The 11836-nt window shown below is 58.7% G+C and carries 7 protein-coding genes; all 7 read left to right on the top strand.

What is annotated here, in order from left to right:
- Positions 1 to 289: 289 nt before the first annotated feature.
- A complete protein-coding gene (locus ACFOOP_RS03370) occupies positions 290 to 1513 on the top strand; it encodes a glycosyltransferase family 4 protein (RefSeq protein ID WP_379879453.1) in 1224 nt (407 codons plus the stop codon).
- A complete protein-coding gene (locus tag ACFOOP_RS03365) occupies positions 1510 to 3102 on the top strand; it encodes an O-antigen ligase family protein (RefSeq protein ID WP_379879452.1) in 1593 nt (530 codons plus the stop codon). Before ACFOOP_RS03370 ends, ACFOOP_RS03365 begins: the two co-directional genes overlap by 4 nt.
- Entirely contained in the window at positions 3086 to 4459 is a 1374-nt protein-coding gene (locus tag ACFOOP_RS03360; protein ID WP_379879451.1) for an oligosaccharide flippase family protein, read from the top strand. Before ACFOOP_RS03365 ends, ACFOOP_RS03360 begins: the two co-directional genes overlap by 17 nt.
- 240 nt (positions 4460 to 4699) lie before the next feature.
- Positions 4700 to 6217, top strand: coding sequence for a TolC family protein (locus ACFOOP_RS03355; protein WP_379879450.1), 1518 nt, complete (start codon positions 4700 to 4702; stop codon positions 6215 to 6217).
- Positions 6214 to 7998, top strand: a complete 1785-nt coding sequence (locus ACFOOP_RS03350; RefSeq protein ID WP_379879449.1) for a type I secretion system permease/ATPase — start codon at positions 6214 to 6216, stop codon at positions 7996 to 7998. The genes ACFOOP_RS03355 and ACFOOP_RS03350 overlap by 4 nt, the downstream gene beginning before the upstream one ends.
- 1 nt (position 7999) lies before the next feature.
- On the top strand, positions 8000 to 9337 hold the full coding sequence (locus tag ACFOOP_RS03345; RefSeq protein WP_379879448.1) for an HlyD family type I secretion periplasmic adaptor subunit: 1338 nt from the start codon (positions 8000 to 8002) through the stop codon (positions 9335 to 9337).
- Between the two features lie 230 nt (positions 9338 to 9567).
- On the top strand, positions 9568 to 11601 hold the full coding sequence (locus ACFOOP_RS03340; RefSeq protein WP_379879447.1) for a calcium-binding protein: 2034 nt from the start codon (positions 9568 to 9570) through the stop codon (positions 11599 to 11601).
- The last annotated feature ends 235 nt before the right edge of the window (positions 11602 to 11836 follow it).

Genomic DNA, 11836 nt, shown 5'->3' with positions numbered 1-11836 from the left:
TGGTGCGTGTCGGCGAGCCATGCTCCTCCTCCCGATCTGTTCCGGCGTGATCTGGAAGAACCGCTTGTGTCAAAAAGTCTTTCCGGCGCGCATGCCGGCGGGCGCGCCGGAGCCGGTACCGCGAGAATTATTTTTTCTTCTTTTTCAACCCGTTGACCAGTGTCATCCGGCTCCCCTATTCCATCTTTTAAGCGGCCGGGGAAACTGGCTGTTAACCATTCCTTTCGCAATGGCGGCCAAAGTCGGCGGTTAGTGTGTTACCCTTTTTTCAACCTCAGCGCTCCGGCTCATGCGAATCGCCTTTCTGACGCCTCTCTGGCCGCCATCCATGGCGCAAAACGGCATTGCCACTTATGTCGACATCATGACCCGTGCGCTGGAGCGCAGGGGGCATGAATGCATTGTGATCGCCATGTGGCCGATGGGGACGGTTGATGACCCTCGCATGAGGCGCCTGCAGACGCCGCAACTAAACGGGGCGGAAAAGTTGCTCCGGCGGGTGCGCCACAAGCTCGAGGGCGCTAGGTCATTCGACTACAATCTGTTCGGGCAAGGGGTAGCCAATGCGCTGGTCGCGGCCGACCGGGAGCGCCCGGTGGATATCTTTGAAGCCGAGGAGAGCTTTGGTCTTGCACGCTATAGCGTGGGCGCCACCGGCGCGCCGGTGATTTTACGCGCTCACGGGCCGCACTATCTGGTGCATCAGCCGCCTTTCGACCGGAGCGACCGACGCCGCGAAAGAAAAGAAGGCCACGCCTTCAGGGAAGCGACCGCCGCCTCTTTTCCGTCAACGGCCCTGCGCGATGCTGTCTCTTCGCATTATAGCGCAAATTTTCCCCTATGCGCCGCCTATCCAAATCCGGTCGACATTGCGCCTGCGGAAGAGTGCTGGACGCTTGATGGCTGCGACCGGAATACGATCCTGTTTGTTGGCCGCTTCGATACGGTCAAAGGCGCCGATATTGCGCTCAAGGCGTTCGAAAGTGTTGGGAAAACTCGTCCGGATCTCCGGCTTGTGATGGCGGGCGCTGATCATGGGTTGCGTGCGCCCGACGGGACGATTTTGAAATTCGCGGATTATGCGCGCGCCCATGTCTCGCCCTCTGTTCGTGAACGGATAGACTTTCTCGGCCCGGTCCCCCGCGAGGAGATCGCGCGATTGCGCCGGCGCGCGCTCGTCAATCTCACGGCGTCACGGTTCGAGACCTTTTCCTACGCCGCCGTCGAAGCGCTTGCTCTCGGCGCGCCCGCGGTGGCGACGGCGACGCCGGGGCTTACCGAATATCTCACTGACGGTGAGGAAATTCTCTTTGCGCCGCCTGGCGATGCCGAGCAATTGGCGCAGCGGATCGGGCGCTGTGTGGACGACCATGAGTTTGCTGCGCGGTTGGGCGCGAAGGGCCGCGAAGCGGCGGTGACTCTTTTTTCACCCGACGCAATCGCTGAGCGCGCCGAAGCCTTTTACGGCGAAGTTTCAGACCGCGCCTCGCGGAAAAAGGCGGCGCTGTCATGAATCCGAATATCGTCGCCATTGCGCTCACCGTTTTTGCTGCGTTTCTCGTTCTGGTGCTGATGCCCAAGGAGGATAAGCCCTTCACAGTAGCAGTGTGCGGCGCCTGGGTGGTTGCGGCGGCGATCGCGTTTTTGCTGTCCGAAGCGTCGGTCGCTTTTATTGCGCTCTTCATCATGCTTGCGGTGTTTGGTTCGGTGAGCCCGCGCGGCGCGGTTTATCTTTATATCGCTGTGATGGCGGCCCTGCCTGCGGGGCTGGTTTACGACGTGCCCATGATAGGGCTGAATTATCTGGTTTCTCTGGATTACCAGAAGCTCGCGGCGCTTGTTCTGTTGGGCCCGGCATTCGTGAAGGCGCTGTTTTCGCGGGCGCCGCCGCACTTTCGCGGCGTTGAAAATCTCTTGTTGTTTTTCGTGCTGTTCACCGGCGTCATGTCTTTCCGCGATCTTCCGTTCACTAGCGTATTGCGGACAATCTTTGATTTGTTTGTGCTGGTGTATTTGCCCTACATCGCGATCAGCAGAACGCTCGTCACCCAGAAAGATATTGACTGGGCGTTGCGGGCTCTGTTTGCGTCGTTCCTGTTGCTGGCGATGATTGGCGTGATCAGCACGTTGCGCCACTGGAACTATTACGCCTCCATCGGCGACAGCAGCTTCGGCAAGGCCTATTTCGATGTCAGAAACGGATTGTTGCGTGTTGGCGCGACGGTGATCCCGTCATTGCTCGCGGCGCTCACTGCGGCCGGGATAGTGCTAGCGTTCATGTTGAAAGCGCGAAAACAGATTTCCCCGCTCTTCGCCTATATCTGCATCGGGGCGTCTGGGTTGACCTGCTTCGCCACCGGCGCCCGCGGGGGCTGGCTTGCTGCAATCGCCTGCATCGGGGCTTACTTTATTTTCTACTACGGCAGCGCCGCGCTGCGCCGGTTGGCCTATGTCGCCGCGATTATCTGCGTCATCGTCGGATTCAATCTGATCTTCAGCGATAGTGATGTGCTGAACGATGAATATGGCACCATGAATTACCGGGCGGAACTGATCCGGACCAGCGTTGCGCAAATCCAGGAGCGCCCGCTTTTCGGCTCAAGCGATATCTTCAACCTCCCCCGCTTTCAGCATCTTCGTCAGGGCGAAGGCATTATCGATCTCGTCAATGCGTATATCCAGATCGTATTGTTTTATGGAATGGTGGGGCTTGGCGCCCTTGTCGGCGCGCATGCCCTCGGGGCGGCGGCGGCGCTCAAGGAACTAAAAGAATTGCCCGGACACCGCGAGCTGACGCCAGCGCAAGACGAGCAGCGCCGGTCTCTCGTTTTTCTGATCGCTTTCCAGGGAGGATATCTTGTCTTGATCGGAACGATCAGTCTGGTCGGACAGGTGCCTCACTACGGATATCTCATTCTGGCTGTTCTGATCGCACAGGCGCGCATTCTGAAAACGCAAAGGCTCGCGGCGTCGCAACCGGATGAGGTTGTGGATCAAACAGACGACATTGCGTCAGCTCCTTCCCAGACGGCGGATAGCCCCCCCATGCCGGCCCCTTCCGGCCCGGTTCCTTATGGAGCGCGTTTTGTCCGCCGTCGGTGAAATAAGATCGGTCGTCGCGCGCATTCGTCCTGCGCTGGGTGACGGTTCAAGCCTGTTGATCGTCTCCCACTTCCTGCAGCTCTTGCTGCGGGTTGGCAGCAGCATGATTGTCACGCGGCTTCTCTCGCCTGAGGCCTATGGCGTGATCGGCATCGTCTCATCGGTTTCGTTTATTCTCGTCATGATCTCCGACATGGGTCTTCGCGCCTATATCATCCGGCACGAGCATGGCGGCGATGAGCTGATGCAGTCCGTCTGGACCGTGCGCCTGATGCGCAACATGGTGATCTTCTCGATCATGTTTGTCGGCGCCGGTGTCTTCGCTGATATGTACAAGGCGCCCGAGATTGCGACGGCGATCCGCATTTGCGCCTTTCCCTTTATTATTGAGGCTTTTTCGAGCCTCGCCTATCAGACGACAGAGCGCAATCGCGGGGTGGTCAGGCTCACCGTCCTGGAATTCATCCGGTTTCTTCTTGTCACCATCACGACGATTGTCGCCGCGTTCATTCTGCGCAGCTATTGGGCGATCATTGTCGCGATGTTCGTCAACGCGTTTTTCTCGTTCTTTTCGAGCTATTTTCTATTGAAAGGACCGCCCGTGCGGTTCCGGCTCGACCCTGCGCATATTCGCGACCTCTGGGGGTTCTGGCGCATCATCATTCCATCAAGCGTTATTACGCTGATCCTGACCCAGACGAATACGGTCGTGATGGCGCGGTATTTTCCTTTGGAGGAGCTTGGGAAGTTTACGATCGCGACGACGCTAAGCGCCGCTGTGGTGACTGTCTCGGGAGAATATGTGATCCGCGTGTTTTTTCCGCGCTTCGCCGAGGCCAACCGGAAGGGCGCCGAGCTGGCGAAAGACATGTATTACGCCGCGCGCCGTCCGGTCACGCTGTTCTTCGCCTTTGGCATTGGCGGGCTGATCGGCGGCGGCGAATTGCTCGTCCGCATCCTTTATAATTCCGAATATCTCGGCGCCGGATTTTACTTGTCTCTGCTTTGCCTCGCCCCGCTGGTCAGGTTGAGCTCCCTGCCGGCCGAACAGGCGATCATTACCAAGGGCTTTGTCAAAGTCGCACTGGTCAGCAATGCGGTCAGGCTCGCCTGGATCGCGGTTGCAGGGCCTGTCGCCTATTTGAATTTCGGGCCCATGGCCCTGATCATCGTTTTCTGTCTCTCCGAGGCGGCGGCGGCGCCTTATTTCCTGTGGAAACTGAAGCAATATGACTTGCTGAACTTGCGTGAAGAATTTTTCATAATCGTCGCAATGCTGATCGGCGCCGCGATTGGGTATGGCTGTTTCGCCAGCATTGAAGCCATGATCGCGGCCGGAACGCTCCCTGATTTTTAATTTCAAACCTGATTTCTTAAACGCCGAAACGGTGCCGGCCGCCGTTCGTTAAAAACTAATTAAATCCTTCGCGGCGATATTTTAAGAAAGTTTCATTTCCATTCCTACGTTCAATCCGGCAGTTGGTCCGCCGAATTAAGCCTTTTTCAGTGATCTCGTCCTAATAAGGTTTTGGTTAACCTTAACGGTGATCGCTGCTTCCGGGGGAGCAATGACCGTGTAGTTGAACAGGTGCGTATAATGATAAGGCTGCAGACGATTTTTCTTTCTGGCGCCGCATTATGCGCAGTTTTTTCAAGCCCTGCATTCGCGACTTCCCAAGAGCCGGAATATTACGGGTCCGTCTATCCGGATGATACGGCCGCGCCCGTCCAGAAAGCGTCGCTTGCTCAACCCGCGCAGCTTGTCGACCGCGCCGCCGCGCGTAGCGCCAGTGTTGATCCAAAACTTGAAAAGGCGCTTGGCGCCGCCGGTTATCTCGTTGCTCAGCAAGGCGCCGCCGGCGATTTTAACGCCGCCATCCGGCGCGCAGTTGGGCGCCATCCCGCCTATCACGCGCAGGCGTCAAATCTCGATGAAGCGGGCGCCATGCGCCGTCAGGCGCGTTCGGCGCTCTACCCGCAATTGTCGACGCAATTGCGTGGAGACTATTCGCTGACCCGCGATTTTGCAGCCGATACGGACAATGTGGTCGAATCTCTACGCCCTCGTGAACAGTTTACGGCTGGCGTCTCCGCGTCGCAGCTGATTTTCGACGGCGGCGCCACGATCAATCGCATTCGCAGCGCTCGCGCCCTCGATACGGAATATCGCAGCGCCTTGAGCACACGGATTAACGATCTCGCTCTGGGCGCGCTCACCGCCTATCACGATGTCGCCGCGCATCAGGGGCTTGCCGCCTTCAGTCTTGATTTCATCAAGCGTCAGGAGAGCATTCTTTCCGATGTGAAAGAACGCGAGCGTCTCGGAGCGGGATCACGGGCCGATGTTACGCGGGCCCAGGCGCGTCTCGCCGCGGCGCGCGCACGATTTGCCGAGATCAATGAAAGCAAACGGCTGGCGGATGTGCGCTATGAGGAATTTTTCGGTGAAGCGCCGCCCATGCTGGCGCGTCCCGGGCTTTCGACGCCAGACCTGACGGGCCGCAGCGAGGCTGTGGCTGCGGCGCTGGATGAGAATCCGGAAATTGCAGCAGCCGAGGCGCGCGCGCAAGCGCGCCAGGCTGACTTCAAGGCGGCGAGGTCATCGCGCATGCCGGAAGTGCGGCTCGCCGTCGATGCAGTCAAATATGATGTCTTCGATACGGGCGATGATTTCGATGTGCGCGCCGGCGTTACGGTTAATTACAATATTTTTGGAGGCGGCGCCCGCGCGGCGGAGATTTCAATCGCCCGGTCGCGCGCAAAACGCGAACAGTATAATGAGGCGCAAGCCCGTCAGGATGTCGCCCGTGAAGCGGCGATGTCTTATGAGCGGCTGCAAGGCGCCGATGAGCGTCTCGCCGCGCTTGCCGACGCCGTAATCGCTCATGACCTGACCCGCGATCTGGTGCTGGAGCGCTACAAACTCTCGCGCGGCGATCTTATCGATGTGCTGCAAGCGGAGAACGACTATTTCGAAGCCGGCGTCGCTTATGTCATCGCCCTTTCCGGCCGCGACATGGCGAATTATGCGTTGATGGAATATACGGGCGATCTCCTCCGCCTGTTTTCGCCGCAAACCGATTACGAAGACGCTGTCTTCGGGGCTGCGCAATGAAAAAGTCGAGTTTCCTGAAGGATATCGTCCCGACGTCGCACTGGCTGTTCGGCCCGTTGCGCGACAACATCAAGATTTACGGTCAAACGGTGCTGGCGGCGGCGGTCGTCAACCTTCTCGGGCTCGTCTCTTCGTTTTTCATCATGACGGTTTACGACCGGGTGTTGCCGAACCAGGCGATTGAATCGCTGGTGGCGTTGACCATCGGCGTTATCCTCGCGCATATTTTCGATTTCCTTCTAAAGTCGCTGCGCGGTTATTTCATCGATATCGCCGGCCAGCGCCTCGACGCGACCGTTGGCGCCAGCGTTTTCGATAATCTGATGTCGATGCGTCTCGATGCGCGGCGCGGTGCCACGGGCGCCATCGCGGGCCTCGTCAAGGAATTTGAAAATCTCCGCGACTTCTTTTCGTCGGCGACGCTGGTCACCATTGTCGACCTGCCCTTTATCTTTTTGTTCATCGGCGCCATCGCCCTCATTGGCGGACCGATCGCCCTGATCCCGCTGATCGGCGTTCTGATGGCGATTGCTTCCGGCATTATCATCCAGCCGCTGATCATGAAGCGCACGCAGCAGGCCATGGCCGAAGGCCATCATAAAAATGCGGTGCTTATTGAAACGCTGGGCGGGCTTGAAACCATCAAAAGCGTCAAGGCGGACGGGCTGATGCGTGCGCGCTGGCGGTCGGGGGTCGCGCGTCACGCAAAGATTTCCGCCATCGGCCGTTTCCTCAACCAGTTCGCGGTCAACGCCTCCGGCCTTGCGCAGCAGGCGAGCCAGGTTGGTGTAGTCGTTGTCGGCGTCTTTCTGGTCGGCGCCAATGAAATCACCACGGGCGCGCTGATCGCCTGCGTCATTCTGACGGGCCGGGCCATGGGGCCGCTGGGTCAGGTTGCTTCGCTGTTGAGCCGCGTCAATGGCGCGCTGGCGTCATACAAATCGCTCAATCTGTTGATGACGGCGCAAAGCGAAACCGACGCGACGCGCCAATATCTGTCGCGGCCGGAGCTGCAAGGCAAAATTGAATTCCGCGATGTGAGTTTCTCCTATCCGGGCGTCACGACAAAGGCGCTGGACGATGTTTCCTTTGTGATCGAACCCGGCGAGCGGGTGGCGATCCTTGGGAAAAACGGTTCCGGCAAGAGCACCATTGTGCGCCAGATCACTGGCATTTATCAGCCTACGGAAGGCTCCGTGCTGGTCGACGATACGGATATCCGCCAGCTCCGCCCGGCGGATTTGCGCGGGAATATCGGCGCGGTGCTTCAGGATGTGTGTCTCTTCTCGGGCAGCATCCGCGAAAACATCGCGCTCGGTCTGGATAATATTTCCGATGAAGACATTCTGGAGGCGGCGAGGATCGCCGGCGTCCACGATTTTGTCGGCGCCACAGCCGGCGGCTACGACCAGCACTTGACCGAGCGCGGGGAGGGACTTTCCGGCGGCCAGCGTCAGGCGATTGCGCTCGCCCGGGCGCTGGCGCCCAAACCCTCGATCCTGTTGCTCGATGAGCCCTCCAGCGCGCTCGATGCGCAGGCCGAAGCCGCGCTTATCGCGCGCCTCGAACACGCAACCCGCGGACGCTCAATCCTGATTGTCACTCATCGCATGTCGATGGTGCGCCTCGTGGACAGAATCATCGTGCTCGATCGCGGCCGTGTGCTTGTGGACGGGCCGCGCGATACGGTGATGCGCGCCATGGCCTCGGCGCGGCAATTAAAGGCCAAACGCATTACGACGTCGAAGCCAAAACTCGTTTCGACGACGAGGGCGGCGTAAGATGACGGGACGCGATCTGACAACACATATGCGCGCTGATGCGGCTCCGGAAATTGACGAGGCGATGCCGATTGAGCCGGCGAAGGCCGCGCAATATTTGCTCTATCTCATTTGCGGGCTGGTTGTGGTCACCCTGGTCTGGGCGTCGCTCGCCAAGCTCGACCGCGTAACCCGGGGACAGGGCTGGGTCGTTACATCAAACCAGTTGCAGGAGCTGCAATATCTCGAAGGCGGCATCGTCAAGGAGATCCTTGTTTCCGCCGGCGATCAGGTGGCGGCGGGTGATATTCTCGTCAAGCTCGATCCGACGCAGATGAATGTCGCCTTCGAACAAGGACAAGAGGGCTACAATACGCTCGCTGCGAAAATCGCGCGGCTTGAGGCGGAGGCGGCGCTGGCGCCGCTGGAGTTTCCGAAGGGTTTCGTTGAGGCGGCGCCGCGCGTTGTCGCCAATGAGCGCCAGCTATATGAAGCCCGCCAGGCCGAACTCTTCGCCTCGCTTGAGATTGAAGAAAAGAAATTGAGCCAGCGCAAAAAGGCCCATGACGATGCGCGTGTGGCGCTTGTCACCGCGAAAGAAGCGCATACGCTGGCAAGCGAAGAACATGAGATCATGCAACGGCTGGTCTCGCGCGGGATCGAACCGAAGGTGGAGTTATTGCGCGCGCGTCAGCGGGACGCCGCCGCCAGGGGAGAGGTGCAGCGCGCGGAAATCGCAGTCAGCCGTATCGAGTTGGAGATCGGTGAAGCCGAAGGTGAAATCCAGCGCATCCGGAAGACCTTTTCCGCCACGGCGGCGGATGAACTCAATAGGGCGAAAGCCGAACTTGAAGAGTTGAAAGGCGAACTGCCGGCGCTTCAGGATAAGGTCGCCCGTACGGATGTGCGCGCGCCGGTGGCGGGCGTTGTGAATCGCGTCATGGTTGCAACCATTGGCGGTGTTGTATCTCCGGGTGAAACCATCGTCGAACTGGTGCCGAGTGAGGATACGCTGCTGGTCGAAGCGCGGATCAAACCGGCTGATATCGGGTTTCTCAAAATCGGCCAGGAAGCGCGGGTCTCGATCACCGCCTATGACTCGTCGGTTTACGGGTCGCTTGATGGGACTATCGAAAATATCAGCCCCGACGCCATTGAGGACGAAAAAACCGGCGAGCGGTTTTACAATATTACGGTCAGGACGGCGGCGGACGCCCTTGCGAGCAAGCGCGCCGGCGATTTGAAGATCCTGTCCGGGATGGCGGCGGAAGTGTCTATCCTTAACGGGAAGCGCACTGTGCTCGCCTATATCATCAAGCCGATGTCGCAGATGGGCGAAAAAGCCCTGCGGGATAAGTAGTCCTCACCATTAATTTAGTTTAGCCGCTGGCGTCTTCCCGTTAAACTGGGTCCACAGCCTAATATAAACATGGCCTTGTTCAGTTAATGAACAAAAGGCGGGCTGCGCTGAGGTCAGGTTCAGCATGAGCAAACGAAAATCGACCGGTGAGGCCTGACTTTTGCTCTCGAAGGTTGTGAGTGTTTCGTTGTGAGATTTTGCGACGGGGTCGCAAAACCACATGGGAGATTATGATGGCTACACCAAATGAATGGCTGGCGGAATTCCAGGCGAATACCGGCGTCGCTGAGACCGGCAGTCAAAACCAGCCGCAGATTATCGGGTTGTCGAACGGCAATATTCTTATTGCATGGGACGAACTCTCCGAGGGCGTCGGGTCTGCCGACGGAACGGATATCGTCGGCGTCATTCTGGATGCTGAAGGCAATGTCGTCCGTGCGCCGTTTCAGATCAACGACGCCAGAAATTTCGACGATGAGGGTGACTTCGACATCGCCGCCACAAATGACGGCGGGTTTATCGTGGCTTATGTCGACGCCGACCTCACGGACACAGACCGGTCAAGTATCATTTGGGAGCGCTTCGACTCAAATGGAGATGCGGTTTCTTTCAGTCAGGTCGCCGATGAGAACATAGCCGGTGATAATCTGAGAAACCCGCAGATCGCGCTCGATCTGACCGATAACAGTTTCATGTTGACCTATACCGACGAGGTTGGCGTCGACACGGATATCAACGCAGTGTCGGTGACCTTTACGAATGTGGCGGGGACCACCTTCAATGTGAGCAGTGAGTTCGCCGCGGCCCAGAACAGCAACGACGTTGATGATCAGGGCGACATTGCGATCCTGTCGAATGGCAATTATGTCACCGTCAATCGCGAGTTTGACGGCGCTGTTCCCGGCATCGATATCCGCATTTTGCAGCCGGACGGGACCTACGTTGCTGACCGCCAGAACTTCGCGACTGGAAACAACGCCGCGCCGCGCGTCACCGGACTTGCAAATGGCGGTTTTGTGGTGGTCTGGAACCAGACCGATGCGAATAACGGCGATATTCTGGGACGTGTCTACGATTCAGCGGGCAATCTCGTCACAACGACCTTCACCATCGCGGGGACTTCGGCCGGGGAAAACGAACCTGATGTCGTTGCGTTGCCTGACGGCGGGTTCATTGTCTTCTGGGACGATGAATCCTTTGGTCTGCGTGCGCGGGCCTTTCATGCGGACGGAGCGACGAATGGCGCCGTCTTCGATGTTGCCGAAGGCAACGCGGCGGATAGCGACGTTGGCGTTACGGCTGACGGACGGATCCTTTTTGCCTGGCAAGAAAATAACGAAATGCAAGCTTCGATCTGGGACGGCAGAAACAGTCCTATCGAGGCCAGTGATTATCAGGCGGGCGCTACGAATTTTCTGGACAATACGGGCCCGGTCACCAGTCTGATCGGCGGCGCCGAGATGAACGGCACAGCGAACGAGGATGAATTGCTCGGCAATGCCGGCAACGACACGATTCGCGGCGGCGACAGCGCCGATACGTTATCCGGCGGCGCTGGTTTTGATCTGATCTTCGGCAATAATGGCGATGATTATATCGATGGCGGGTCGGAGAATGACGATCTGCGCGGCAGCGCCGGCAACGACACTATCCTTGGCGGCTTTGGCCGCGACGTGATCCGCGGCAATTCGGGCGACGATGACATTCGCGGCGGCGCCGGCGGCGACACCCTGGCGGGCGGTCTCGATAATGACGAGATCCGCGGGGCGTCGGGCGACGACGCCATGAAGGGTGAGGCCGGAAACGATCTTATTTCCTCGGGGATCGATGACGATCTCGCCAAGGGCAATGAGGGCGCCGACACGCTGTTGGGCGGCGACGGGAACGACTCCCTTCAAGGCAATCCCGGCGACGATGAGCTCTACGGTCAGGCCGGGAATGACGATCTTCGCGGCGGCAACGACAATGATACGCTGGACGGCGGCTCGGGCAATGACACCCTGCGCGGCAATTCCGGCGACGACGTCTTTGTCTACGCTCCAGGAGCCGATGACGATCTGATCATCGGCTTCGAGGGCGGCGCCGGCGCCGGGGACGTCATCGACCTTTCGGTCTATAACGGCGTCTTCGACAATTTCGCGGACGTCCTGGCGGCGGCGAGCGATGTGGGCGGCAATGTTGTCATCGACCTCGGCGGCGGGGATAGCATTACGCTCCTAAACACGACCGAAGCCTCCCTGAATGCCGATGATTTCCTGTTCTAGCATATGACGGGATTGCGATAGGAGGTGTGCTCAGTACGCCTCCTAAATCGTAACAAGGCGCAGCCCAATAATCTTTTAGCGCGCGTCCTGCGCAGCGGCGGCGATTGCTTGAGCAATGTGTTCCGCTGCTGCCGGGCGCCCGTTTCGCATCTATAATCAGCGATATGCAGGCGAATGACGTCAGCTAGAGAGATGTCATGTCTGCGCAAGGCCGGCTGCTATGGCCATGCCGGGC

Origin of the sequence: Hyphococcus aureus (genome assembly GCF_042643165.1) — a bacterium.
Classification (GTDB): Bacteria; Pseudomonadota; Alphaproteobacteria; order Caulobacterales; family Parvularculaceae; genus Hyphococcus; species Hyphococcus aureus.
This window is presented reverse-complemented; position numbering and strand designations above follow the sequence as displayed.